Origin of the sequence: Burkholderia sp. Se-20378 (genome assembly GCF_017104665.1) — a bacterium.
GTDB lineage: Bacteria > Pseudomonadota > Gammaproteobacteria > Burkholderiales > Burkholderiaceae > Burkholderia > Burkholderia lata.
Genome location: NZ_JAAGPG010001268.1, coordinates 1 through 284, shown reverse-complemented (window position 1 = coordinate 284; position 284 = coordinate 1). Strand labels below are relative to the sequence as shown.

The following is a 284-nucleotide window of genomic DNA, read 5'->3' as shown; positions in this document are numbered from 1 at the left end:
GCTCGGCGAGGATTCGGGCCTGAGCCTGATCGCGCCGCTGTGCGACCTGCAGCCCGATGCGCGGATCCTGGTGCTGACCGGCTACGCGAGCATCGCGACCGCCGTGCAGGCGGTGAAGGAGGGCGCCGACAACTATCTCGCGAAGCCCGCGAACGTCGAGTCGATCCTGGCCGCGCTGCAGACCAACGCGACCGAAGTGCAGGCCGACGAAGCGCTCGAGAATCCGGTCGTGCTGTCGGTCGACCGGCTCGAATGGGAGCACATCCAGCGCGTGCTGGCCGAGA

1 protein-coding gene is annotated in these 284 nt (G+C 68.7%); it reads left to right on the top strand.

Features of this window, described 5'->3' with window-relative positions:
• Positions 1–284, top strand: a 284-nt coding sequence (locus G3N93_RS41355; RefSeq protein ID WP_206135676.1) for a response regulator transcription factor, incomplete at both ends; no start/stop codon positions are given.